This window comes from Rickettsia asembonensis (genome assembly GCF_000828125.2).
GTDB classification, from domain to species: Bacteria; Pseudomonadota; Alphaproteobacteria; order Rickettsiales; family Rickettsiaceae; genus Rickettsia; species Rickettsia asembonensis.
The window spans coordinates 1-24,982 of record NZ_JWSW01000087.1; the positions used below are offsets into that span (position 1 = coordinate 1).

Consider the following 24,982-nt stretch of genomic DNA (forward strand, 5'->3'; position numbering starts at 1 on the left):
GTAATTATCCTATTGTGACTGTAACGCACTTACCAAATGAATTCCATAAATTTATAATATTGGTAATAACAATTGCTTCACGTTTTTGTGATGATATTTTTTTAGTTAATAGAGATGAACCAATACATCTCTTAATTCTTGAAATTTGAGCTTCAATTAGTGCTCTAATTCCATAACAGTATTTTTTATAAAATGCATAAATGTTACCTTTTTTACTAATATAACGTACAACCTTATCATGCCATATGCTGTTATCTTGAGCATATATTTTAGCATTACGTGGGGGAGGAATTACTGGCGTAATACCACGATTACTCAATTTCTCAACTCCTTCAATACTATAGTAAGCACCATCAGCAATTACTCTATCTGCTGATATATTCCATGGTATTAAGTACTCTAGCATCTCTATATCAGCAGTATGGCAATCAGTAATCTCAACATTATGAATATTCATTTCAGGATCTATAGAAATATGCATTTTCTGCCATGGCTTATTCTTGCAGACTTTATTGTATTTCGTTGCATACCAGTTACTAGCTGTATTAAATCTAAGACCTGTGCTATCTAGTATCAGAGATATAGCTTCGCCATTCTTGATACGACCGGCAAGTTTATTGCAAAACTGTTTAACCTCTAATGGTATCTGCGAAAATAAATCACATAGATGACCAAAACTTGGTACTGGAATCTCAAGACCCTTACTACGCCATAGATCCTCAAAGTAACCTGTTATTTGACGCTGCCCAAAACCAAATAAACGATATAATGTATAAATTAGTTGTATATATGGTACTTGGTATGTCGCTGCCCTCCCAGATTCTCCCTCTACATAAGGTTGAGCATTAATGAATAAAGACTCTGGATCCCCTTTAGGAAAATACAGGCTGATTATCCCTCTTTAGTCTTAAACTCTTATTATATTGCGACCAATTTGTTATTTTATATTTTGGCTTATCTGTTTTTCTGGGCAAACCTGCTTTTACTCTTTCTTTGTAGGGCATTCTAAATTTATAACTTATCTAATTCAGAATATTATATACCATTCCCTCTATACTTTATAGATGTTTTTAATACCCTTCCGAACAAAGCCATTTTACCACAACTACAAGAATATCGGATTTAAAGAAACTATAATTATTGAATATGAGCTTTTAAATAGTGATAAAAATATGGTAAAGTATTGGTTAATGTTAATTAATACTTCAAATATAAAAGAGGAATTAGAAAAATTAATGGAATATTTAAGTGCATCTCTTAATTTAAAATTTACGTATATTTACTTTTAATGTCTTTTAAAAAATATATCTTTTTACTGTTTATAGTTTTTCTTGTTCAAGGTTGCAGCAGTATTAAAGAATCTAGCGATACTACATTACTTTCTACTACTTCATCTCAATTAAAGCAAAAATATAAAATCAGTCATGCGGATTTAGTAGTACAGTATGATTTAACAAATAAAAATAGCAAATGTATATATGCAAAAAACTTAGGTCTAATAATTAATAACCCTAAACAAAATAAGATTTTTCTACAAAAATTCCATAATAAAAATCCGGCAGAATTTAATAAAGCAGCCGAAATAAAAATAGCTGATATAAAGACAGTTGTAACAAAGCTAAATTTAAAATATAAGTTTCTTTCTAAACCGGAAGCTAGCTATTTTGCAAAAAAACAAACTCATAGGAATAATATCTCAGAATTAATCAAACTTGATAGAATGATTAGCATGATTCCACTTATGATGCCGGAATATGAGCCGAAAATTACTAGCCATTACGGAACTAGGAAAAGTCCTCATAAAAAGAAAAGAAAAAAGAAATGTTTCCATAGCGGTATTGATTTACAAGCTAAAAAAGCAGCACCAATATATGCAGCAGCAAGCGGAATTGTTATAAAAGCCGCTAGAGCATCTGATTACGGGAATTTTGTTGAGATTAAACATGGACACAAATTTGTTACGAAATATGCTCATTTAAAGGAAATGTCAGTTAAGGAAGGAAATAAAATTAAGCGGGGTCAATTTATCGGTATACAAGGAAAAACCGGTAATGCTACGGGTGAGCATTTGCATTTTGAAATTCTACTAGACAACAAAGCAATCAATCCGTTTGACTTTATTTTTAACTGCCGTAAATGTTGATAAATAGGTTTTATTGTATAGTTTCATGTCATTCCCTAGCTAAAAGGGGTGTTGTTGCATGGCTCAACTCCACCACCGTCACCCCGTGGCTTGTCCACGGGATCTAGTTAAAAATACTAATAATATTAGTATTTTTAGTTGTTTTTTGCTGGATACCGTGGACAAGACACGGTATGACACCGAGGCGTTTTTCGAGCCACTTAACAACACAAATATTAACCTAATTTATATTAATATGATCAAACTTTTATATCCTGAATTTTGGCAGAAGCGAAATATTATAGCTTATTTGCTTTTGCCTATAAGCTTGATATATCAATTTTTAGGCTATTTACGAGTTAGTTTAGCACGTCCTATTATGTTGCCTGCTAAAGTTATTTGTGTCGGTAATTGTAGCGTAGGAGGTACGGGTAAGACGCAGATAGTAATGTATCTAGCCAAATTACTGAGAGCTAAAAATGTAAGTTTTATAATAGTAACTAAGGCTTATGGTAGTAATCTTAAAAGTACAACTACCATACATCAAGGACATACAGCATTAGAGGTAGGAGATGAAGGAGTAATACTTGCAAAGTATGGAACAGTTATTGCTACTAAAAATATTAAAGAGATTTTACCATTAATTAACGAGCTTAAACCTGATGTAATAATAGTTGATGATTTTCTACAAAATCCTTATTTTCATAAAGATTTTACTATAGTTTCGGTAGATAGCCAAAGGCTTTTCGGTAACGGATTTTTGATTCCAGCAGGTCCTTTAAGACAATATCCAAATAAAGTCCTTGATGCAGCTGATTTAATCTTTTTAGTCAGTAGCAATCACGATAAAATACAAAATGAACTAGTGTCTTATACAGGTAAACTAATAAATGCTCAAATAGTTCCTTCAAATAATATAGATAAAATTAAAAATTATTTTGCTTTTAGCGGTATCGGTAATCCTGAGCGTTTCTTTTCGACTTTAAAAAATTATGGACTGAATATAACCGGTTACAAAATTTTTCCTGATCATTATAATTATTTACAAGCAGATTTGGAAAATTTATATTCATTAGCTAAAGAGCATAATGCTACCTTAATTACTACACGAAAAGATTATGTTAAGTTTAGTGAATTTAACTATAATGATATTATTTGTTTGGATGTAGAATTATCTATCAACAATCCTGATTTATTAAATGAAAAAATTTTTAAAAAAGCTCAAACATTTAATTGAGTATTTTGTTGTTATTATATTCCTTAAAGTAATAGGAATGCTCGGTATAGATAGAGCAGCAGATATTTGTAGTTTCATAGCTCGAAAAGTAGGTATATTATTTGCCGTTAATAAAATTGCTAGACGAAATATTAGAGCAGTATTCGGCGATAGTTTTGATATCCAAAAAACCATAGATCAAACTTGGGATAATTTTGGTAGATTCATCGGTGAAAGTGCTTATGTTAATAAAATGAGCGACACTGAGCTAGAACATAGAGCCGAAATAATAGGTTTTGAGAATATAAAAAAGCTTGAAGGACAACCGTTTTTGTTATTTAGCGGTCACTTTGCTAATTGGGATATTGGCCTTAATCTCTTGCATAAATCTTATCCAAAATTTGCCGTGATTTATCGTAAGGCAAATAACCCTTATGTTAATAAGCTAATTAATGAAAGCCGGGCTAGCGATAAATTGAGGCTTATACCGAAAGGTCCTGACGGTAGCAGAGCTTTAGTTAGGGCTATTAAGGAACGTGAGGCTATTGCGATGCTTGTTGATCAAAAAATGAATGACGGGATTGAAGTGCCGTTTTTAGGATACCCTGCTATGACTGCGAACGCCATCGCTAAAATTGCCTTGCAGTATAAATATCCGATTATACCCTGTCAAATTATCCGAACTAAAGGCAGCTATTTTAAAGTAATAGTTCACCCACAGTTAAAATTTGAGCAAACCGGTGATAATAAAGTTGATTGCTATAATATTATGCTTAATATTAATCAAATGCTAGGAGGATGGGTTAAACAAAATCCTTCTCAATGGTTCTGGTTTCACAATAGATGGAAGAAATAATTTATACTCGTTTAATTTGAAAAATTGGGATTGTGGCATGAATCGGCTTTCCGTCATTGTATAAATACAGTAAATTTTTGAAATTAAAAGCTCGATTTATCTCGCTTTATGCTGGATTCCCGCTTCCGCGGGAATGACATCGGTATCCACACAACAATGCCTTGCTAGCAGTCGTAGTACTTGCGTAGCAATCTAGAAAAATAATAAAAATCCTGAGATTGCGGACGTACAATTACTTGCGTAATTTTCTTGCAATGACGGAAAAACCTGAGTCACGTAACAACACTTAAGAAAGCATAGTCCGTAATTTTTCAAGTACTTCTTGGGCATGGTTTTTAGCATTTACCGAACGCCAAATATGCTTAACTATTCTTTCCTTATCAAGTAAAAACGTAGCTCTATCAATGCCCATATATTTTTTACCGAACATTGATTTTTCTATCCATACCCCTAATTGTTCACACAAATTTGAATTTGCATCAGAGGCCAAATCAAATCCCAAACTATATTTTTCTTTAAATTTATCGTGAGAGTCAAGCTTATCTTTAGATACTCCAATAATTACCGTATTAAGTTTATCGAATTCCGGTTTTAGCCTATTAAAATCTTGTGCTTCAATAGTACATCCTGGTGTATCGTCTTTCGGATAAAAATATAATACTACGAATTTTTCTTTTAAATCCGATAGTTTAATTATTTTATCGTTACCTATGTGCAGCGAAAAATCAGGAGCTTTTTTTCCTAGTTCTAATGTCATAACATCCTCAAATCTATTTGACACAATAGACCTTTTTGGAAACTCTACTTCTGCTGGTAATTTGTGCGTCGATCCGGTACTCGCATCCTCACACTAGTATGTACGTTGCGGTGCTGTGTTCCGTGTCTCCTTCAAATTCCCTACCATAAGCGAGTTTCTGAAGAGGTCTAATAAACTATATATTAAATAGGTATTTTTTAAAATTGCTTTTTAAGATTATATTATTTATGATTCTGAATATATAATATTTAAGTTTAATTTTTATTAACTATTTTCAAAAAGAGGTGTTATGAGAACTATAGGTGAAGCACTTGAAGAATTACATAAAAACCTTAAGAATTCTGCTGAAATTATTACTGTCGACTTTAATAAAAAATGTCATGAAGTAGCGAATAAATTATCCGTCAAAATTAATGATTTAGAGGAATATGCTAAGGATAGTAAAGACCACTCTTTAGAAACTATAAAAGAGCAATATAAAAGTTTAACGAAAGAGTTGCAGGATTATCAGAAAAATTAAAGATGATAAAGTAGAAGAATATAGACAAACTCTTGTAAAAAAACTTAATGATTTAAGTAAGAAAATTGAACAATATAACAATAAATATAAATAATCGGAGAATATAATGAAAAGAATATTAATAACACTAGGGGCTACCGCTACATTATTATTAACACCTAGCATTTTTGCAGATTCGCCTACCAAGGATGAAACAAAAGCAAATGAAGTGCAAACTGAAGAAATAGCTACAAGCAGTACAAAAACAATTACCGAAAATTTACAGGAATTAAAAGACAATTTAACAAACTTAGCCCAAACGGGAGCCGATAAATTTAATCAGACCTTAAGCATACTTATGATCAGATAGCACAAAGCGTTGCAGAGATAAAAAAGAATGTGAAAGATCAGAAAGATAAAAAAGGTGAAGAACTGCAAAAATCTATAGATGATGTAAAAGCAAAAATGGAAGATTATAAAAAAGCAGGAAGCAAGAAGAAGTGCGTCAGCACCTAGTGGATAAATTAGAAGAGCTAAATAAAAATATTAACGAATATAATAAAGAAAAAGCAAATTCGTAATTTTATTTAGTGGGTTTTGGTTCTACCATTGTCACCCCGTGGCTTGACCACGGGGTCCAGCCTTTTTTAATTTTTTCTGGATACCATGGTCAAGCCACGGTATGACATCATTAAAAAATCGGTATTATCTATGACTATTACCAAAGAAAAAATTTCAGCTATGTTAAGCTCCAAATTGGGTTTTTCAAATAATTTATGCGAGGAAATAGTTAATACGGTTTTTTCTAATATTTTAGAAATAGCAAAAGAGCAAAAATTAACTTTAAAGAATTTTGGCAGTTTTGAGGTTAAACAAAAAAATCCACGTCCCGGAATAAATTTTCATACTAAATCACCAATAATTATAGAATCAAAAAAGAATTTACGTTTTGTCCCGTCTTCCAAATTAAAAGCTCTAATTAACGAACATGATAAACAATAGATTAATAGACTCTTTGCAGAATGAAACTAATAAAGAGGAATTTGAAGGAAACACGGAACGCAGCACCGCAGCGTACACTTTAGTACGTGAGGATGCGAGTACCGGATTGACGTACAAATTACCTTTAGAAGCGAGTTACGTAAGGAGTCTAACAAAAAAATATTATTCTGCTAGTGAGGTAATTAAGCATTTAAATATTGCTTTACATCAATTAAGATATCTAGAGACAAAAATCCCTGATTTATCTAATTATAAAATAAATAATAGAAAATATTATACTGTTAATGATATCGATCTACTTCAAAAATCTTGTTACAAAACGAGTTATACGAAGATCAACTTGGAAAAGAGTAATCGGCCTGTAAGCCGAGGAGCGGAGCGTACAGAAGTACGTGAGCATCTGAAGGTTTACAAAGACGACGTAGCCAATTTTGGGGGCTCATCGAGTAGAATTGATATATTACTTACCAACTTCCATAATTTATCCTTTCAAATAAAAAAAATTCTTGCCGATTCCTCTATGATTTGCGTATAGTACTTGTCATATTACGTTTTAAAGAAAAGAAAGGAGCATATTATGACAATAAGACAAATGGTAAAGCCGGTAATTATAGGTATATCCGGTCCTGAATTAACCGATGCCGAAAGAGAATTATTTGAAGAGCATAATCCTTTAGGTGTAATTTTATTCCGTCGTAATATTAGAAAGAATGATAACGGTGAGCAGGATAAAGAAACTCTTATTAAGCTTATTGCAGATATAAAAGAAGTATTAGGAGAAAATACTATCATCTCTATAGATCAAGAGGGCGGTAGGGTAAAAAGGCTCATAGCACCGACTTTTTATGATGCTCCGGCTGCGAAGGACTTTACTAATCCCCAAACATGTAAACACAATTATAGCAATATAGGCAAAGAGCTAAGAGAAGTAGGTATTAATCTAGATTTTGCTCCGGTTGCGGATTTGATTCACGAAGGAGCAGATAAGATAGTCGGAGATAGAAGTTTTGGTTTAGAGCCGGAAGTAGTCGTACCTTTATGTTTAGCTGCTATAGACGGATTACAAGAAGAGAAAGTCGGGGCTTGCATCAAGCACATTCCAGGGCATGGTAGAGCTAAAATAGATAGCCATATAGGGTTACCTATTGTTGATACTAGCTTAAAAGAATTAGAGGATACAGATTTTAAAGTATTTAAGGAGCTAGCGAAGCACGATAATATTAAACTTGCTATGACGGCACATATAATTTACAAAGCTCTTGATTCTGAGAATCCTGCCAGCCTATCAAAAAAAGTTATAGACTATATTAAAAATAATATCGGCTTTAAAGGGCTTATTATTTCCGATGCAATAGATATGAAAGCTTTAAGCGGTAGTATGGCAGATATTACCAAAGGAGTTTTAGATGCAGGCGTAGATATAGTACTTGAATGTACCGGAGAATTTAACAAAATGTCTGAAGTTCTAGGTAGTGTTTCGGAAAGTTCTATAGATAAATTTTTTGATCTGTTAATTGCTTGATGCTGTGTTCATTTAATGTCATACCGCGGTCCCGCCGCGGTATCTTAGGATGCAGTCTGTGATGCAAGATCTCGTGATCAAGTCAATAGTACCGGACATTTTTTTAAAGATCCCGATGTCATCCCCGCGAAAGCGGGGATCCAGACTAAAAAATCTTTAAAATTAAAGATTTTTTATTACATAGTTTTTGTAAAATAAAGCTTTTTTTTAAAAGCTTTATTTTACTGGATTCCCGCCTACGCGGGAATGACATAGAACAAAAATTGTCCGGTACTATAGATCAAGTCATGGGATGACAATGGAACTACATTAATCTAAGTTAAAATTAATTAAACAATTTTATTGAAAAAATTTATTTTTACTATTAATCTGTTTTTTAATTTTTAGTTAAAGAATTAATTTTATAAATTACTTGAATAGTATTATGAACAATCTTGTGGATTTAAGTTCTAAAAGCTATATGTAATCTTTACTAAGAATAGAGATATACAGAATTTTAGGTAGCAGGAGAGGATTTGATTTGTGATATTGTTAATCTGCTTAAAGAAGATTTAAATAAAGCAGATATAGAAAATGAGATATATATGCGTCTTAAAGAACCTTATTCTGTTTTAAAAAAGATGAAAAGGAAAGAAGTGCCGATTGATGCGTTGAAAGACTTAATTGCATGTAGGATTATAGTTAAATCTAAAGCTTTATGCTATAATGCTTTGGACGTAGTTAAGAGTTCTCCGCATTTAGATTGGTTATACACTAAAGATTATATCAATAGACCAAAAAGCAACGGCTATCAGTCTCTTCATAATATAATGCAGCTTTTACATTCTAAACGTAATTTTGAAATACAGATAAGAAGTGAAGATATGCATAAAGATGCTGAGCTTGGTAGAGCGGCTCATTTAAATTACAAAGAAGAACAAGACCGTCATTTGAAAAAAGTTTTTGACGTTAGTAATGACACGATACTTTCTAAAGCACGTCAAATGGTGAAACAATTTGAAGGATTAGAAGAGCAAATTGTAGAATATGAAAAAGAAATTATGCATATTTGGGATACTAAATACGACGAAATGCTAAAATGGGAAAATACTGCTGAAGTGCTAATATTTAATGAAGAGTAGTTTTTTCGTCATTGCGAGGAGGCATTGCTGGAATGACATAAAGGGCTGGATACCGTGGAGTGGTCACGGTATAATACTGATAAGGCATAACACCAATGTGATAAAAATATAACATTTATTAAAACTTTATAAAAAAACTATAGCGATGCTTGTAATTATATACAATATATAGTATGCTCAGCCCGTAGTTTAGAAACTATTGAAACAAAATATTAGGTTATTTCCTTATCAAATGCGGGATGTATTGACTCACATTTGATAAGTTTGTTTTAATACTAGGTACTAAATTTAACTTAAAATATAGGAAAAAAATTATGGCTCAAAAACCAAATTTTCTAAAAAAATTAATTTCCGCAGGATTGGTAACTGCTTCTACAGCTACCTTAGTAGCCGGCTTCGTAGGCTCAGCTATGGGTGCTGCCGCGCAGCAGAATAGAACGACAGCTGGAGTTACTACAACTGTTAATGGTGTGGAATTTGACCAAACTGCCGCTCCTGCAAATCTTGCAGTTGCTCCAAATGCAGTTATTACGGCTAATGCTAATAAGGGTATTAATTTTAATACTCCAGCAGGTAGTTTTAACGGTTTGTTTTTAGATACTGCAAACGATTTAGCAGTGACAATTAGTGAAGATACTACCTTAGGGTTCCTCACGAATATTGCTAATAACGGTAACATCTTTAACCTTACTCTTGCTGCCGGTAAAACTCTTACCATAACAGGACAAGGTATTACTGCTGCACAAGCTGGTGCTACAAAAAATGCTCAAAATGTTGTTACACAAGTTAATGGTGGTAATACTATTGCTAATAATGATCTTAGCGGCGTAGGAACAATAGATTTTGGTGCTGCACCTTCTACATTAGTATTTAATTTAACAAATCCTACAACTCAAAAAGCTCCTCTTATACTTGGAGATAATGCTGTAATAGCTAATGGTGCTAACGGTACATTAAATGTTACTAATGGATTTATTCAAGTTTCAGATAAAACTTTTTCTACTATTAAGACAATTAATATCGGTGACGGTCAAGGTTTCATTTTCAATACTGATGCTACTAATGGTAATGCTTTAAATTTACAAGCAGCTAATGCTACTATTAATTTTAATGGAACAGACGGCACAGGTAGATTAGTATTATTAAGTAAGAATGGTGCTGCTACCGACTTTAATGTTACAGGAAGTTTAGGTGGTAATCTAAAAGGTATTATCGAATTTAACACTGTTGCAGTAGCCGGTCAACTTGCAGCTAATGCAGGCCCTGCTAATGCGGTAATAGGTACCGATAATGGAGCTGGTAGAGCTGCAGGATTTGTTGTTAGCGTAGATAATGGTAATGCAGCAACAATCGCTGGACAAGTTTATGCTAAAGACATGGTTATACAAAGTGCTAATGCAGGCGGACAAGTAAATTTTGGACACATAGTTGATGTTGGTACAGATGGTACTACTGCATTTAAAACAGCAGCTACTACAGTTGCAATAACCCAGAACTCAAACTTTGGTGCCGTTGATTTCGGTAATACTGCCTCACAAATTACAGTTCCTGATACTAAGGTTCTTACAGGTAACTTCACAGGTGATGCTAGCAATAACGGTAATACTGCGGGTGTGATAACTTTTGCTGCTAACGGTACTTTAGCAAGCGGTAATGCTGATGCAAATGTTGTGGTAACAAATAAAATTACAGCAATCGAAGCAGCAGGTGTCGGAGTTGTCCAATTATCAGGAACACATACTGCTGAATTACGTTTAGGAAATGCTGGTTCTCAGTTTAAGCTTGCTGATGGTACAATTATCAATGGTAACGTTAACCAAACTGTTCTTGTCGGTAATGCTGCTCTTGCAAATGGTGCTATTCAGTTAGATGGAAGTGCTACAATTACCGGTGATATAGGTAACGGTGTTGGTAATGCTGTTCCGATACAAGGGATTACTTTAGCTAACGATGCTTCAAAAACATTAACACTTGGTGGAGCAAATAATGCCGGTGGAACAATTGATTTCCTAGCTAACGGTGGTACTATTAAATTAACAAGTACTCAAAATAATATTGTAGTTGATTTTGATTTAGCTATCACTACTGATCAAACAGGTGTTGTTGATGCAAGTAGCCTAACAAATGCTCAAACTTTAACTATTAGTGGTAATATTGGTACTATTGCAGCTAATAATAAAACTCTTGGACAATTTAATATCGGCTCAAGTAAAACAGCTTTAAATAGTGGTGATATTGCTATTAATGAGTTAGTTATTGGAAATAACGGTTCAGTACAACTCGCTCACAATACTTACTTAATAACAAAAACTACGAATGCTGTAAATCAAGGTAAAATAATATTTAATCCTATTTTAAATGATAATATGACTCTTGCAGCCGGTACAAATTTAGGTAGTGCTGCAAACCCACTTGCAGAGATTAATTTTGGAGCTCCAGCTGGGGCAGCTGTAGACACAACATTAAATGTCGGTAAAGGTGTTAATTTATATGCTACTAATATTACTACTGCTACTCCTAACGTTGGTACGTTCAGCTTTACTGCGGGTGGAACAAATATAGTAAGCGGTACAGTTGGTGGACAGCAAGGTAATAAGTTTAATACTGTAGAATTAGATAACGGTACTACTGCTAAGTTCTTAGGTAACGCAATATTTAACGGTGAAACTACAATTGAAGATAACTCTATCTTACAAATCGGCGGTAACTATACTGCGGACTTTGTCGCATCTGCTGATGGTACCGGTATAGTAGAATTTGTTAACACCACTCCTATTACCGTAACATTAAACAAACAAGCTGGACCTGTTGATAATTTAAAACAAATAACAGTTTCCGGTCGCGGTAACGTAGTGATTAATGAAATAGGTAATGCAGGTAATAACCATGCGGCGACTGATACAATTTCTTTTGAAAATGCAAGTTTAGGTGCAGCTTTATTCTTACCTAACGGTATCCCATTAGACGGTTTAACAATTAAAAGTACAGTAGGTAATGAAACAGCTACAGGTGATTTTGATGTTCCTAGACTGATTGTTTCAGGGGTTGATAGTGTAATCGCTGACGGTCAAGCAATCGGTGATCAGGATAATATCGTAGGTCTTAGTCTTGGAAGTGATAATGGTATTACTGTTAATGCTACTACATTATATGCAGGTATTGGTACTACAAAAGATAATCAAGGTACTGTCACACTTAGCGGCGGTATTCCTAATACCCCTGGTACAATTTATGGCTTAGGCGAAGGTATTGGAGCTCCAAAGTTAAAGCAAGTAACGTTTACTACAGACTATAACAACTTAGGTAATATTATCACAACTAACGCAACAATTAATGACGGTGTAACTGTTACTACAGGTGGTGTAGCCGGAACAGATTTCGACGGTAAAATTACCCTTGGAAGTGTTAACGGTAACGCTAATGTAAGATTTGCTGACGGTACATTTTCTGATTCTACAAGTATGATTGTTACTACTAAAGCTAATAACGGTACCGTAACTTACTTAGGTAGTGCATTAGTCGGTAATATAGGTAGTTCAGATACTCCTGTAGTTTCTGTTAAATTTACAGGTAGTGATGATGGTGCAGGATTACAAGGAAATATTTATTCACAAGTCACAGACTTTGGTACTTATGACTTAGCTGTTTTAAATTCTAACGTAATTTTAGGCGGTGGTACTACTGCTATTAACGGTGAAATCGATCTTCTTACAAATACCTTAACATTTGCAAGCGGTACTTCAACATGGGGAAGCAATACTTCTATTGAAACTACTTTAACAGTAGCAAACGGTAATATAGGTCACATCGTTATTGCAGAAAATGCTCAAGTTAATGCAACAACTACAGGAACAACAACTATTAACGTACAAGATAATGCCAATGCAAATTTCAGTGGTACACAAACTTATACTTTAATCCAAGGTGGTACTAGATTTAACGGTACTTTAGGAGGTCCTAACTTTGCTGTAACCGGAAGTAATCGTTTCGTAGATTACGGTTTAATACGTGCTGCTAACCAAGATTATATAATAACACGTACTAACGATGCAGCAAAAGTAGTTACTAATGATATCGCAAATAGCCCATTTGCAAGTGCACCAGGTGTAGGTCAGAACGTTACAACATTTGTAAATTCAACTAATACTGCGGCGTATAATAATCTTCTTTTAGCTAAAAACGGTACAGATTCTGCTAACTTTGTTGGAGCTATTACTACCGATACAAGTGCAGCCGTAACTAATGCACAATTAGATATAGCAAAAGACATCCAAGCTCAACTTGGTAACAGATTAGGTGCTCTTAGATATTTAGGTACTCCTGAAACTGCTGAAATGGCTGGACCTGAAGCTGGAGCAATACCGGCTGCGGTTGCTGCAGGTGACGAAGCTGTTGACAATGTAGCTTACGGTATATGGGCAAAACCTTTCTATACTGATGCACATCAAAGTAAGAAAGGCGGTTTAGCTGGTTATAAAGCTAAAACCACCGGTGTCGTAATCGGTTTAGATATGCTAGCTAACGATAACTTAATGATCGGTGCTGCTATCGGTATCACTAAAACCGATATAAAACACCAGGATTATAAGAAAGGTGATAAAACCGACGTTAACGGTTTTTCATTCTCTCTATATGGTGCCCAGCAGCTTGTTGAGGACTTCTTTGCTCAAGGTAGTGTAATATTTAGCTTAAACCAAGTGAAGAACAAAAGTCAGCGTTACTTCTTCGATGCTAACGGTAAGATGAATAAGCAAATTGCTGCCGGTAATTACGATAACATGACATTCGGTGGTAACTTAATGGTCGGTTATGATTACAATGCAATGCAAGGTGTGTTAGTAACTCCAATGGCAGGACTTAGCTACTTAAAGTCTTCTGACGAAAACTACAAAGAAACCGGTACAACAGTTGCAAACAAGCAAGTTAACAGCAAGTTTAGCGATAGAACTGATTTAATAGTAGGTGCTAAAGTAGCTGGTGGTACTATGAATATAACTGATCTTGCGGTATATCCGGAAGCTCACGCTTTTGTAGTTCACAAAGTAAATGGTAGATTATCTAAAACTCAGTCTCAGTTAGATGGACAAGTTACTCCGTTCATCAGCCAGCCTGACAGAACTGCTAAAACATCTTACAATGTAGGTTTAAGTGCAAGCATAAGACCTGATGCTAAGATGGAATACGGAATCGGTTATGATTTCAATGCTGCAAGTAAGTATACTGCACATCAAGGTACTTTAAAAGTACGTGTAAACTTCTAATCGCTTTCCCGATTAGCAAGTTTATAACTTTCTAAAGAAAAAAGCTCTCTTTGAAAAAAGGGGACTTTTTTTTATTCTTTCTTCGTGCCTACAGATCTTGTTGCATGAATACTGAGTCGTCATTGCGAACGACCTAAGTGTTGTTGCATGGCTCAATTTTACCACTGTCATCCCGTGGCTTGACCACGGGGTCCATAAAAACAATAAAAAATATTAATAATTTAGTATTTTGAGCTGGATCCCGTGGTCAAGCCACGGGATGACAGTGGTAAAATTGAGCCATGCAACAACACTTAGGTCGTTCGCAATGACGACTCAGTATTCATGTGGACAATGCTATGCAAGAATGACATTACCTACTTTTCCACCCAGTGCAATATCTTCATTAATCTCAAATTTTTATTGACTTCTAGTCGAAAAGATATAAAGCTTTACAGCTAGAAATTTAAAATTAGTAAATATTATGAAAAAATATATATTAGGGATTATTATGCTTCTAATAAGCGGAACTATATTTGCTCAAAGTCAAATATCTAATTTAGTTGTACCGGTTAGCTATTTTATAAATCATGTATCGCAATTGGAAAAGCTAAAAGAAAATCTTAATAAATACAAGCAATCTAGTGTAGTAGGGGGAAGCGGTATGGGTAAAACCCAGCTTGCTAGGATGTACGCTTATGAAAATAAAGATAACTATAACATACTTTGGTTTATTGATTGTAATCTAAATATAGAGCAACAATTACTTAAATTATCTAAAGCTATTAATACCGAGGTAAAATTACCGGTGATTTCAGAAGATATGGCAGTGATGAGGAAAGATTTAATAGCTTATCTAGCAAGTAAAGATAAATGGTTATTGGTGTTTGATAATTTAAAAATAGGCGAGAATAAGAAAATAGAGGATTTTATTAATTGGGAATATAACGGTAATATTATAGTTTGTTCTCAAGATGATGAATTATTATCTAATATAATCAAAGCAAATGCTTTCACTAAGTCGGAAACTGTGTTACTTGCAAAAAATATATTGGAAAATAAAAATCCGGAATTAATAAATTTTTTGACCTAAGAATTTGGAGGATATCCGATTCTCGTAGTTCAAGGAGCACAAATATTAAATCAAGTACAAGGTTTGAACTTAGAGGAATATAAGTAAAAGCCTCTAAGGATAAAATTGGGCTAAATATAAAACTTGTTAGCAATGAATTAAAACCTAGTGCTAAAAGATTACTATATGGGATAGCATTGCTTAATAATCAAAGTTTTTCAAAAGAATTATTAAATTCTATTACTGAAGATAAGAATAGTCAAGATGATGATATTTATCAGCTTTCTAAATTTGCTTTGATCTCTAATATTGAACCTAATGAAGTTAATCCGATATTTGAAATGCATAATGTTATAGCTGAAAAAATATTACAAATAAATGGAGATAAAGGAAATAAAGAATATCTTGAACTTAGTGTTACTAATCTTTTAAATTCTATACCTAAAAGTTTAGTAAAGGGGCGTATTTTTAGAAATGCTAAAACTATGTTGGATAATATTGAGATAATTACAAAAAATGCAGAAAAATACGATATATCAATATATAAAATTTTAGAGTTAAAATTAAATTTATTAATACAATATGCTAATTCTTCAGATTTATATAACTCAAAAAAATTAGTAAATTGGTTTAATAAAAACGATCAAAAAGGTAATTTTAAATTATGGACAATGAAGAATGAAGAAAAATTTGCTTATGCTGCGTATTTAGGACGCATAGGGTGGTATTATAGAACTTGGTCGAATCCTAAAAAAGCAATTGAATATGATACGAAAGCTAAGCAGGTATTTGATGAAGTAAAAGGATATGATTCCATAAAATGTAATGTAGTTTTCGGTTCGACTATATCCAATATTCAGCTAGGAAATCTAGAGGAGGCAGAAAAAAATATCCAAATTATGGAAGCTATGTTCGATCAAAATCTGGTAGATCAAACTGATATAGCAACTATATATTATGCAAAAGCTAAATTATTTAATATCCAAGGTAAAAATTATGAAGCATTAAGAAGAATTGACGATACTATAAATGCTTGTATTGAAAACGGCATGAAACCTCAAGATTTATTTCTTACCGGTTCATATCTCATTAAAGTAGATGTATTAAATAATCTTAAGAAACATCAGGAAGCTTTTTCTTTATTAGAACAAGTATATGATATGAATAAATCGAGTAAAAAAGAGGAAAATCAAGTATTTGGACGAATTTTTACCCAAAAATCAAGAGCAAAGCTAGGACTCGGTGATGTTACCGAAGCTCTAGAATATGCCAAAAAAGCTAAAGCAATTTTCTTTAATGATCCAACTAGCCCTAATAAAGAGGTTATTATATCACCGGATATAGATTTGGCAAAAACGTTCGTTGCTGAAGGGGATGCACTAGTGTTACTTAATCAAAATGAGGAGGTGGTAGATGCTTATGCTACTGCTGAAAATATATATTGGAATAACTATAAAAAAAATATGAAAAATGTGTATGAAATAAGTAATATGTATCTTGCAGCTGCTAAAGCTAGTTGCACTTTACCTAAGAAATTTTGGTATGAAAAATTCTGTAATAATCAGATAGAAAAATTCGGAGCTGATCACCCGAATAGTATTAAAATTTTAAACCTTAAATGTGATGGTTCAAATTAGCTAGAATTTTTTCTGATTAGTGCAATAAAAAAGCCGAAAGCAGTAAGAATAATTCCAAGCCAAATAAAGTTCATCATTGGCTTATAATATATTTTAGCATGAATTATATCGCCGTCTATATTACTTAAAACTGCGTAAAGATCATATGATAAGTAAGAATATATATCACTTTCTTGCGATAAGCTCTTCTCAACTATATAAAGCCTATTTTCTGGCTTTAATATAGTTATATTACGGCTATTATCCTCAATCCAAAATTCAGCGATTTGTCTATAATAATTTTTACCTTGAGCAAACTTAATATTTTGCAATGTTACTTTAAATTCGTTAAATGTTTTACTTGCTCCTATTTTACCGGTAAAATCCATTTCACTTTGTAATAGTGCATTCATAGTAATACTGAAAGCAATTAGTGCAAAACCAAAATGCCCAAGGATCATACTAGCAGCACTTGCTTTAAGTCTATTTCTAAAATAATTAGTTTTAATCAAAAGATAATGAACATTATGAAGCATCAAAAATATAGATGCAATTATAGTTAAAATCGATATAACACTAAATGTTACTTTTAATGATATTAAATAAGTAATTATTAGAGATAATATTAGAATTATAATATGTTTTTTAATAGAGCTTCTGGTAGTAAATAATCCTATAGTACAAAGAATAGGGATAACGAATATAATAAAATTATTGATAAAAAATTTTTCGTTAATAATAATTAGTTTATCGTCAAATAAGGAGTAAATCGGCGGATAAAGCGTGGCGGCTATTAGTACGATAAGGCTAAGGAGGAAGAATATATTGCCGAGGAGTATGGCTTTTGCTATTGTTGTCATCCCGCGGCTTGACTGCGGGATCCAGTTAAAAGTATTATCAATTGTTTTTTGGATCCCGCAGTCAAGCCGCGGGATGACACACAGTCCTCCAATCCCCATAATCAAAAATATACCAAGTAAGTATATCCCTCTCTCAGGAGAGAAGGCAAAAGAGTGAATTGAGGTAATAAAACCGGAACGTACTAAAAAAGTACTAAATATTACGAGCAAAAAAGTAACAATTGATAAGATTATCGTCCAGTTATGCAAGGGGGCTATACGGTTTGTTTTGGTAGTAACTATTATAGAATGATGTAGCATAATTCCGGATAACCAAGGAAATAGCGAAATATTCTCTACCGGGTCGAAAAACCAAAATCCACCCCAGCCGAGTTCTCTATATGCCCACCAAGAACCTAGGCTAATGCCGATAGTAGTAAATAAGATACCGATATTGGAAAATGTTTTGAGAAGATGAATAGGTGTCATCCCGTGGTCCTGCCACGGGATCCAGTTAAAAATACTAAAATTATTAGTATTTTTTATTGTTTTTATGGACCCTGTGGTCAAGCTACGGGATGACACAATAGAGGCACAAACAATAGTAAAAGGCACTACATAGCTGACATAGCCTAAATAAAGCAGAGGAGGATGGATGCTCAAAGCAATATCTTGTAGCATCGGGTTTAGTCCAAGCCCCTCTTTAGGAGCAAAAGAAAACACGTTAAAAGGATTGGAGGTAAAGTAAATAAAACTGCTAAAAAATAATTGTATGGCTGATAGAATAATAATAGATAAAAATTTAAGCCGGTTATCTTTAAGTAAAAATATATAACAGCAACTAACGATTTGTAATAAACAAAACCATAATAACATTGAGCCTTCATGGCTCGACCAACTACCGGCTATTTTATATATTAAAGGTTTTAAAGTACTAGAGTTTAAAAAGACATTTTGTAGTGAAAAGTCAGAAATAATAAAAGCATAGACTAGGGTAAAAAAGGCAAGTATAGCACATGAGGCAGCTATGTAGAAAAGAAAAACGGTTGTCATTCCGTGGCTTGACCGCGGAATCCATTTACTAATTATTTTGTTGGATCCCGTGGTCAAGCCACGGGATGACAAAGGTACATAAACAATCAACATCCCGCTTAAGTACATCGTTGTTAGCAGTAAAAAATTACCGATTTCACTCACTGCTTATTGTTTCCTCGGTAGTAGGTAATACGGTAATTTTTACACTGTCAATCTTATTGGCAATTTTCTTCAAAATTATTATTTTAAAGTTAAATATTTCGATTACCTCTCCTTGATTTGGAATTCTAACAATTTTATGGATTATTAACCCCGCTATAGTATTTGCATCCTCATCCGATAAATTCCAATCAAGTTCTCGGTTAATATCTCTAATAGTTGTAGTTCCTTTTATAATGAACTCGGTATTAGACTTCTTGATAATTTCATTATTAAGTCTATCATGTTCATCGGTAATAGGTCCTACGATTTCTTCTATAACATCTTCAAGAGTAATAATTCCCTGTAAATCACCATATTCATCTACAACACAAGCAAAATGATTATTACGTTCTCTAAATGCATGTAGCTGGTCTACTACAAGTGCATTCTCAGGGATAAACCAAGGTGGAGTTAGAAGTTTATTAATATTAACTTTTTTTGCATCATTATTATTTTCGTATAATGCTTTAAGCAAATCTTTTAGATTGAGAATTCCTATTATATTATCTCTATTATCTTGCCATAAAGGTATACGTGTATGAGCACCCGATAACAAAGTTTTAATTATCACTTCATGAGGTAGGTTGATATTAAGGGCTATAATACTACTTCTGTGAGTCATAATTTCCGATACCGTCATATTACGTATATCTAATATTCCGCCGAGCATATTACGATCGGATTTATAAACTCCGCCTTCTTGGTGGTAATGCTCAATCACGCCTCTTACTTCTTCCGTTCCTGATATTTGAGGATTTAAATTAATACGAAATATGAAGCAAAATATTTTTGTAATGTAATCAAGAGCAATATTAATAGGTTTGAAAAGCTTTAAAAATATTACGATAGTTGAAGCCATTTTTAATGCTAATTGTTCAGGTTTAGCAACGGCTATTGCTTTCGGTACTACTTCGGCAAAAACAATAATTATAAAAGCCATAACGCCGGAAGCAACAATAGGTCCATTATCTCCAAGAAAGCTAATAAAGAGAGTAGTAGCAATAGTAGTACAAACAGTATTGATTAAACTATTACCGATTAGTAGGGTTCCTATGACCTTTTCTTTTTTCTTAAGAACCTCTAAAACTGTTTTAGCACGCTTATTACCGGCGATTTTAAGCTTATGAATCTTCCCCGATGAGGAGGCGGTAATAGCAGTTTCGGTAGCAGCAAATAAAGCAGATAAAGCGATCATTATTATAATAACGATCACAAGTATGGTAGTCATTTTTGTTAAATATAAATTAACTATAAATAATTATATTAGGAATTAGAAATTTTGCCTAATGTTTTTTTGTATACTCAGGTAGAATTTCAAAAATTGGCTACGTCGTTCTACAAGAGCTGTGGTACTCACGTATTAAGTATACGCTCCGCTCCGAGGACTTTGAACTCCTTGCTCTTTTTAAAGTTGTATCAAGTATACTACTTATTCTTATAAGAGTATATTAGAGTCATCTAGAGTGAGTGATCATTTGTTTTTTGATTCTTCACTAATTCTTGAAATTTATTACTTGATTGCTGTACAGAATTTGTTTTTAACGGTCTCACGATTTCTTGTGCTTGCTGTTGCATTAATAGTGTATTAGCTTGAGCCTTTCTTAAATTTATACCTTGTCCTTTAGATTCTTCAGTAGTTAGAATTTTTTGACCTTTAGAAAATTTTATTGCACTATCGCATACGAAAACTCCGCAATCATAAGCGTTTTCTTGTTGTTTGGTGTTTAGATCTATTATTTTTGCACCGGGATAAACTTCGTTAATATATTCTGTTACTTTTGGACGAGTTTCTAATGGCTCACCATAGGAGTCATTATAAATAAAGTTTATATTACCTTTATCATCTTTACTAGCTGCTAAGAGTAACCAATGTTTATGTCCTGTATTTAGTGGTATAATTGCAGATTTGTTATCTAATAGTAAACCCTCTCCTGTAGCATGAAGAGTATCTTTTAGTATTTCCGGCTCTTCTAAAGAGGCGTGATGAAATATAGAGAATTTATTCTTATCTATATTTGCTTCCAGTATATTTTTTATATCATCTTCAGTGTATAAATACTCAGGTTGTTTTATATTTTCTGTATTATAAATACCGGCTTGAGCTTCAGTATCTTCAGCATTTATAACCGGTGATGATTTTTTTTCAGGTATTTTTGGCTCTATTAGAGATTTAATTAATTGTTTTTCTGCTTGCAAAGATGCTTCATACATTTTTTGTGTAATTCCTAGTTCTTCCCATGGTTTTGTATTACTCACAGAAGATTGTTGCTCCGGTTGAGTTATAGAAGGAACAGCAACTACTTGCTGTTCTTGCGTCATTGCTTCCGTAGTTGGAGTTATTGATTCTTGAGTTTTAGGTTCTTCTTTTTTGCCGAATATTGTTTCTTTAAAACTAGTTACTATATCTTTAAAATAGTTAAAAACTCTTCTAAAAAAAACTTGCTGTTGTGGTTGGTTTTCTTGTAGAGGTTCATATGGTGTTGTTTGTTCTTTTTGTATATCCTCAGCTCTATCTTTCATAACTTTCTTTGTATTAAAATTAAAGTTAATAGGGTTTACCTCAGCTTTACCTAAATCTTTTTGAAATTGCCTAGATATTTGTGATACATATTTTTTAAAGTTTTCAGCAGCATTATTTGGATCTTTTAAGATTTCATTAATTTCGAGTTTCAATCCGTAAATTTGATCTTCAGAGGTAATACCGAATTTAGCAGTTATAAGATTTGTTGCTTCATCCGTAGAGATAGGCCAAGTTTCTATAATTACTCTACCACCTTGATTTTTAGCTGTTTTTATTAGTTTATCTAATTTTGCTTTGTCAGGTATCGTACCGGAGAGCAACTGGTCAATTTCACAATCATATACAAGATTGTTAAAAACAGATGTTACTAAACTTATATCCGTAATTGTAGTGGTTTTATCTTTTGGTACTATACCATCGGCTATAGCTAAATTTTGATCTGCTTCATTTGTAAAAAAAACATGATCAACTTTTTCCATAATTTGCTTCCAATAAGCTTCCAGCTCAGGATTTTGGGTTAATAAATTATATTGATCAAAAGTAATAGTAGTTTTTATATTTAAATTTTGCGAATTAATTAAATCTTGTACCCGAAAAATTGGTTTTACATTATTATTGTTAAGTTGAATGTTAAAAATTGGTGTTTTGCCCTCTTTGCGGGATTTTTCTAAGATTTCCGAAAAAATACGTTCTTTGTCGGATATATGTGATTCTTTATTAACTTGAAGCGGGATAATAGGTAGTTTATTTTGAGCTTCCTGATTGTTTATTCTTTCTAATATCTGATCTTTATTGCCAAGTAAAAGAGTAAATATAATAGGCTCAGCCATTACTAACCTTTATTAAAAGAATATTAGGTTCTGTGAAAATTTCTAATTGATTTACTATTTTGGGATATTTTTTAGCGAAAATTAATAAGATTTTTGATAGGATGTTATTCATATTTCAAAAAAATCTTATAATTTGCAGCAAAAAAGAGCCAAAATTAAATCTTTTTAGAAATTTTCACAGAATCTATATCTAATTATTAGAATTTTTGAGCTTTAAATCAAGCTATATTTAATAATCCGTGCTTTAGTTTATATAATTTATCCATTTTATGTGCTAACTCATGGTTATGTGTTACCATAATAACTGCGGTGTTTTGTTCTCTTGCTACTTTTAAAAATAAATTAAATACTTCATTTGTAGTTTTGGGATCTAAATTACCTGTCGGTTCATCTGCTAAAATAATTTTTGGCTTATTAATTAAGCTTCGAGCTATAGCGACCCGTTGTTGTTCTCCTCCCGATAATTCTCCTGGCATATTATAGAGTTTTTTCCCAAGTCCTAAATCATCTAATATCTTTGTTGCATCTTCTATTGCTTCTTTTTGATCAAGACCGCTAATAAGCCTTGGCATAATAACATTTTCAAGAGCGGTAAAATCTTTAAGTAAGTGATGTTGTTGATAGATAAAACCTAAATAATGAAGACGAATGAGATAATATTTTTGATACTTACTATTTGGTATGATGACTTGACCGTTTGTAGGTTTATCAAGCAAGCCGGCAATATGCAGTAAAGTTGATTTGCCGCTACCTGAAGAACCTATTATAGCGATTAATTCACCCTCATTAACCGTTAAATTAAGATCATCGAGTACTCTAACAATAGTTTTGCCTTGGCTGTAATGTTTCGAGATATTTTTTAGAATGAGGACTGTATTATTCATATCTTAGGGCATCCACGGGATTTAATTTTGAGGCTCTATAAGAAGGATAAATTGTCGCAAGAAAACACAATATTATAGATAAAGAGGTAATTAAAATAATATCCTCAGCTCTTACTTTTGAAGGTAAACTATAAAGAAAATAAATAGCTGCCTCAAAAATTTTAGTACCGGTTATACGCTCCAAATAATTCTTGATAGTTTGAATATTATAAGAGAAAGTAACACCAAGGATTACACCTAGTGTTGTGCCAAGTAATCCTATAAACATTCCGTTATAGATAAAAATAAGCATTATTTGCTTAGTGCTTGCTCCCATAGTTCTAAGAATTGCAATATCTGAAGTTTTATCTTTAACAAGCATAAATAAGCTTGAAATAATATTAAAGGCGGCAACCGTAATAATTAAAGATAGAATAGTAAACATAGCCGTACGCTCGACAGCAAGGGCACTTAAAAACTGTGAATTTAAGGTTTGCCAATTAAATACGTATAGGTTTGGACCTAATAATAATTGTATTTTATATGAATATGCAAGAGCTTTATCGGGGTCTAGACTATTAATTTCGATTAAATTAATATCGTCGCCGAGAGATAAGAAATTTTGTGCTGCGGTAAGCGGCATTAATATCGTTGTCAAATCATAATCATACATACCGCTATTGAAAATTGCGATAATTTTAAATTCTTTTGATCTTGGCATACTGCCAAAGGCGGTAGAAACTGAATTTGGGGAAATTAATCTAATCTTATCCCCAATTGTTACGCCTAAATTACTTGCTAATTGTTCTCCGAGTGCTATTACGTTTTTGCCATGAAAATCATCAAAACTACCGAAATTTACATTTTTAAAAATTTCATTTCTTAAACTTAGATCCTTTAATTTCATACCTTTAACAAGCACGCCGCTATTATTACTTTTACCAAGAGCCAAAGCTTGACCGTGAGCGATGAATGTTACGTGCTTTACATAATCTTGTTTTAGGAGTTTAGCTTTAATTTCTTCATAGTTATCAATACTACCGCCTTGCCGATTTATTACTATATCCCCATTTAAGCCGATAATATTTTTAGTAAGCTCTATATGAAAACCGTTCATAACAGACATAACTACTATCAATGCTGCAACGCCGATCATTACGCCTACTAAAGAAAAGGCAGAAATAATAGAAACAAATTTTTCGTTTTTCTTAGCTCTAAAATATCTGAAAGCTATCTTGAAAATAAAATTGTTATTGATCATTTTTTTATTTTTTCTTACATCTGTTTCTAGGTTATTCCTAGTTAAAGGTGGGCTGCCCGCATGGTTTGTTTATGTCATTCCCGCGAGGCATTGTTGCGTGGACCTGTTTATCCGTCATTGCGAGGAAATTACGAAGTAATTGACGAAGCAATCCAGTAAAAAATTCTTATTTACAGAATTTTTTTTATTATTTTCTGGATTGCCGCGTCGCTTCGCTCCTCGCAATGACGACTTTCAGTATCCACGTAACAACGCCTTCCCACGAAGGCGGGAATCCAGAAAAAAGCGAGATAAATCGAGCTTTTAATTTTAAAAACTTACCTTGTATGCATCTTTTTATTATTGGATTCCTGCTTTTAGCTAGGAATGACATCGATTCTTAAGTTGATACCCATGTGAGATGACACGG

Annotated in this window: 22 protein-coding genes and 4 pseudogenes; 16 read left to right on the plus strand and 10 right to left on the minus strand. The window is 32.9% G+C overall.

The annotated features are described in order from the left end of the window. Positions 1 to 4 precede the first annotated feature (4 nt). Positions 5 to 895 (minus strand): IS5 family transposase, encoded by an 891-nt coding sequence (locus SB78_RS08635; RefSeq protein WP_338390887.1) that lies wholly within the window; start codon positions 893 to 895, stop codon positions 5 to 7. Between the two features lie 193 nt (positions 896 to 1,088). Between SB78_RS08635 and SB78_RS11835 the strand changes: the two are divergent. Both SB78_RS11835 and SB78_RS06990 read left to right on the plus strand, forming a co-directional pair. Continuing rightward, positions 1,089 to 1,289: pseudogene (locus SB78_RS11835) on the plus strand (23S rRNA (adenine(2030)-N(6))-methyltransferase RlmJ); the annotation flags it as partial. Then, positions 1,289 to 2,143 carry a M23 family metallopeptidase gene (locus SB78_RS06990; protein ID WP_041079615.1) on the plus strand — a complete coding sequence of 285 codons (855 nt, stop codon included), beginning with the start codon at positions 1,289 to 1,291 and terminating at the stop codon, positions 2,141 to 2,143. The pseudogene SB78_RS11835 and the gene SB78_RS06990, both read left to right, overlap by 1 nt. Positions 2,144 to 2,221: 78 nt before the next feature. Here SB78_RS06990 and SB78_RS11600 read toward each other — a convergent pair whose 3' ends face one another. Next, entirely contained in the window at positions 2,222 to 2,353 is a 132-nt protein-coding gene (locus SB78_RS11600; RefSeq protein ID WP_277813982.1) for a hypothetical protein, read from the minus strand. Positions 2,354 to 2,378: 25 nt separating this feature from the next. Between SB78_RS11600 and lpxK the strand changes: the two genes are divergently transcribed. Next, positions 2,379 to 3,359 (plus strand): tetraacyldisaccharide 4'-kinase, encoded by a 981-nt coding sequence (gene lpxK / locus SB78_RS06995; RefSeq protein WP_041079617.1) that lies wholly within the window; start codon positions 2,379 to 2,381, stop codon positions 3,357 to 3,359. Continuing rightward, a complete protein-coding gene (locus SB78_RS07000) occupies positions 3,322 to 4,194 on the plus strand; it encodes an LpxL/LpxP family acyltransferase (protein WP_041079619.1) in 873 nt (290 codons plus the stop codon). Before lpxK ends, SB78_RS07000 begins: the two co-directional genes overlap by 38 nt. Positions 4,195 to 4,480: 286 nt before the next feature. On the opposite strand, the gene bcp is transcribed toward SB78_RS07000, so the two are convergent. Continuing rightward, a complete protein-coding gene (bcp, locus tag SB78_RS07005; RefSeq protein ID WP_041079621.1) occupies positions 4,481 to 4,951 on the minus strand; it encodes a thioredoxin-dependent thiol peroxidase in 471 nt (156 codons plus the stop codon). Between the two features lie 289 nt (positions 4,952 to 5,240). Here bcp and SB78_RS07010 point away from each other — a divergent pair, with 289 nt between their 5' ends. The 12 genes and pseudogenes from SB78_RS07010 to SB78_RS11330 all read left to right on the plus strand — a co-directional run bounded on the left by SB78_RS07010 (position 5,241) and on the right by SB78_RS11330 (position 17,044). Then, positions 5,241 to 5,471: a hypothetical protein gene (locus tag SB78_RS07010; protein ID WP_241773826.1), complete on the plus strand. Its 231-nt coding sequence runs from the start codon at positions 5,241 to 5,243 to the stop codon at positions 5,469 to 5,471. Between the two features lie 106 nt (positions 5,472 to 5,577). Then, a pseudogene (locus SB78_RS07015) lies at positions 5,578 to 6,031 on the plus strand (hypothetical protein). Positions 6,032 to 6,161: 130 nt separating this feature from the next. Then, entirely contained in the window at positions 6,162 to 6,452 is a 291-nt protein-coding gene (locus SB78_RS07020) for an HU family DNA-binding protein (protein ID WP_041079623.1), read from the plus strand. A 106-nt stretch (positions 6,453 to 6,558) separates the two neighbouring features. Then, on the plus strand, positions 6,559 to 6,987 hold the full coding sequence (locus tag SB78_RS07025) for a palindromic element RPE5 domain-containing protein (protein WP_052458517.1): 429 nt from the start codon (positions 6,559 to 6,561) through the stop codon (positions 6,985 to 6,987). Between the two features lie 42 nt (positions 6,988 to 7,029). After that, positions 7,030 to 7,974, plus strand: a complete 945-nt coding sequence (locus SB78_RS07030; RefSeq protein WP_041079625.1) for a glycoside hydrolase family 3 N-terminal domain-containing protein — start codon at positions 7,030 to 7,032, stop codon at positions 7,972 to 7,974. 515 nt (positions 7,975 to 8,489) lie between these two features. Beyond that, complete coding sequence (locus SB78_RS07035; RefSeq protein WP_041079627.1) at positions 8,490 to 9,095, plus strand: guanosine polyphosphate pyrophosphohydrolase; 606 nt, start codon at positions 8,490 to 8,492, stop codon at positions 9,093 to 9,095. Beyond that, on the plus strand, positions 9,085 to 9,207 hold the full coding sequence (locus SB78_RS11605; RefSeq protein ID WP_277813983.1) for a hypothetical protein: 123 nt from the start codon (positions 9,085 to 9,087) through the stop codon (positions 9,205 to 9,207). The genes SB78_RS07035 and SB78_RS11605 overlap by 11 nt, the downstream gene beginning before the upstream one ends. A 202-nt stretch (positions 9,208 to 9,409) precedes the next feature. Then, positions 9,410 to 14,356, plus strand: coding sequence for an outer membrane protein OmpB (gene ompB, locus SB78_RS07040; RefSeq protein WP_041079629.1), 4,947 nt, complete (start codon positions 9,410 to 9,412; stop codon positions 14,354 to 14,356). Positions 14,357 to 14,499: 143 nt separating this feature from the next. After that, on the plus strand, positions 14,500 to 14,589 hold the full coding sequence (locus tag SB78_RS12040) for a palindromic element RPE4 domain-containing protein (protein WP_410524526.1): 90 nt from the start codon (positions 14,500 to 14,502) through the stop codon (positions 14,587 to 14,589). Then, positions 14,586 to 14,762, plus strand: a complete 177-nt coding sequence (locus SB78_RS10345; protein WP_241773827.1) for a hypothetical protein — start codon at positions 14,586 to 14,588, stop codon at positions 14,760 to 14,762. Before SB78_RS12040 ends, SB78_RS10345 begins: the two co-directional genes overlap by 4 nt. A 57-nt stretch (positions 14,763 to 14,819) precedes the next feature. Beyond that, entirely contained in the window at positions 14,820 to 15,428 is a 609-nt protein-coding gene (locus SB78_RS07045) for an ATP-binding protein (protein WP_241773828.1), read from the plus strand. A gap of 176 nt (positions 15,429 to 15,604) precedes the next feature. Beyond that, complete coding sequence (locus SB78_RS11330; protein WP_241773829.1) at positions 15,605 to 17,044, plus strand: tetratricopeptide repeat protein; 1,440 nt, start codon at positions 15,605 to 15,607, stop codon at positions 17,042 to 17,044. Here SB78_RS11330 and SB78_RS12045 read toward each other — a convergent pair. From SB78_RS12045 to SB78_RS09500, 7 genes and pseudogenes are all read right to left on the minus strand, one after another. Beyond that, positions 17,041 to 17,865: pseudogene (locus tag SB78_RS12045) on the minus strand (cytochrome c-type biogenesis CcmF C-terminal domain-containing protein); the annotation flags it as partial. The gene SB78_RS11330 and the pseudogene SB78_RS12045 overlap by 4 nt on opposite strands. Positions 17,866 to 17,966: 101 nt before the next feature. Then, a pseudogene (ccsA, locus tag SB78_RS12050) lies at positions 17,967 to 19,059 on the minus strand (cytochrome c biogenesis protein CcsA); the annotation flags it as partial. Next, entirely contained in the window at positions 19,052 to 20,326 is a 1,275-nt protein-coding gene (locus tag SB78_RS07065) for an HlyC/CorC family transporter (RefSeq protein ID WP_041079633.1), read from the minus strand. The gene SB78_RS07065 and the pseudogene ccsA, both read right to left, overlap by 8 nt. Before the next feature lie 230 nt (positions 20,327 to 20,556). After that, positions 20,557 to 22,449, minus strand: coding sequence for a Ulp1 family isopeptidase (locus SB78_RS07070; protein ID WP_041079635.1), 1,893 nt, complete (start codon positions 22,447 to 22,449; stop codon positions 20,557 to 20,559). A gap of 218 nt (positions 22,450 to 22,667) precedes the next feature. After that, positions 22,668 to 23,333: an ABC transporter ATP-binding protein gene (locus SB78_RS07075; RefSeq protein WP_041079637.1), complete on the minus strand. Its 666-nt coding sequence runs from the start codon at positions 23,331 to 23,333 to the stop codon at positions 22,668 to 22,670. Further along, positions 23,326 to 24,573 (minus strand): lipoprotein-releasing ABC transporter permease subunit, encoded by a 1,248-nt coding sequence (locus SB78_RS07080; RefSeq protein ID WP_041079639.1) that lies wholly within the window; start codon positions 24,571 to 24,573, stop codon positions 23,326 to 23,328. Before SB78_RS07080 ends, SB78_RS07075 begins: the two co-directional genes overlap by 8 nt. 187 nt (positions 24,574 to 24,760) lie before the next feature. After that, positions 24,761 to 24,946 carry a hypothetical protein gene (locus SB78_RS09500; RefSeq protein WP_146625064.1) on the minus strand — a complete coding sequence of 62 codons (186 nt, stop codon included), beginning with the start codon at positions 24,944 to 24,946 and terminating at the stop codon, positions 24,761 to 24,763. Positions 24,947 to 24,982: the final 36 nt, after the last annotated feature.

What these genes read in the sequence shown, in the direction of transcription:
- SB78_RS11605 (WP_277813983.1), top strand. Translation starts at nt 9,085, where the DNA reads ATGAAGAGTAGTTTTTTCGTCATTGCGAGGAGGCATTGCTGGAATGAC.
- SB78_RS07080 (WP_041079639.1), bottom strand. Translation starts at nt 24,573, where the DNA reads ATGATCAATAACAATTTTATTTTCAAGATAGCTTTCAGATATTTTAGA.
- SB78_RS07065 (WP_041079633.1), bottom strand. Translation starts at nt 20,326, where the DNA reads ATGACTACCATACTTGTGATCGTTATTATAATAATGATCGCTTTATCT.
- SB78_RS07030 (WP_041079625.1), top strand. Translation starts at nt 7,030, where the DNA reads ATGACAATAAGACAAATGGTAAAGCCGGTAATTATAGGTATATCCGGT.
- SB78_RS07010 (WP_241773826.1), top strand. Translation starts at nt 5,241, where the DNA reads ATGAGAACTATAGGTGAAGCACTTGAAGAATTACATAAAAACCTTAAG.
- SB78_RS07020 (WP_041079623.1), top strand. Translation starts at nt 6,162, where the DNA reads ATGACTATTACCAAAGAAAAAATTTCAGCTATGTTAAGCTCCAAATTG.
- ompB (WP_041079629.1), top strand. Translation starts at nt 9,410, where the DNA reads ATGGCTCAAAAACCAAATTTTCTAAAAAAATTAATTTCCGCAGGATTG.
- SB78_RS07045 (WP_241773828.1), top strand. Translation starts at nt 14,820, where the DNA reads ATGAAAAAATATATATTAGGGATTATTATGCTTCTAATAAGCGGAACT.
- SB78_RS09500 (WP_146625064.1), bottom strand. Translation starts at nt 24,946, where the DNA reads ATGTCATTCCTAGCTAAAAGCAGGAATCCAATAATAAAAAGATGCATA.
- bcp (WP_041079621.1), bottom strand. Translation starts at nt 4,951, where the DNA reads ATGACATTAGAACTAGGAAAAAAAGCTCCTGATTTTTCGCTGCACATA.
- SB78_RS06990 (WP_041079615.1), top strand. Translation starts at nt 1,289, where the DNA reads ATGTCTTTTAAAAAATATATCTTTTTACTGTTTATAGTTTTTCTTGTT.
- SB78_RS07070 (WP_041079635.1), bottom strand. Translation starts at nt 22,449, where the DNA reads ATGGCTGAGCCTATTATATTTACTCTTTTACTTGGCAATAAAGATCAG.
- lpxK (WP_041079617.1), top strand. Translation starts at nt 2,379, where the DNA reads ATGATCAAACTTTTATATCCTGAATTTTGGCAGAAGCGAAATATTATA.
- SB78_RS07075 (WP_041079637.1), bottom strand. Translation starts at nt 23,333, where the DNA reads ATGAATAATACAGTCCTCATTCTAAAAAATATCTCGAAACATTACAGC.
- SB78_RS07000 (WP_041079619.1), top strand. Translation starts at nt 3,322, where the DNA reads ATGAAAAAATTTTTAAAAAAGCTCAAACATTTAATTGAGTATTTTGTT.